Here is a 237-nt window from a genome sequence, read left to right as displayed (position 1 = left end):
CGCCAGCGCGCTGGTAAGACAGGACGTCTTCGGCGAGTGACCCGTCTGAAGGGTCTTGCAACCGAGAAGCTAGAGTGCCCTTATTGTTTTCATTGAGCCATGCAGCAAGCCCTCTAAGAATGCCCGAATTCTTTCGGATGGTATCTGCCGGGACGCCATACCGCTTGGCTGCTGCCGCGAAGTCGCTGATGAGCTTCGCATCATCATCATGAACTTCCGCCACCTTTCGCCGAGTCA

1 protein-coding gene is annotated in these 237 nt (G+C 56.1%); it reads right to left on the bottom strand.

The genetic code is table 11. The annotated features are described in order from the left end of the window. Positions 1 to 223 (bottom strand): hypothetical protein (locus AC0L3P_RS40385; RefSeq protein ID WP_473309506.1); only part of this gene is annotated, 223 nt, incomplete at its 3' end. Between the last annotated feature and the right edge of the window lie 14 nt (positions 224 to 237).

It is taken from the genome of Bradyrhizobium sp. WSM4874 (genome assembly GCF_055811835.1).
The sequence above is the reverse complement of the archived record's forward strand: the minus strand, read 5'-3'. Positions and strand labels throughout refer to the sequence as shown.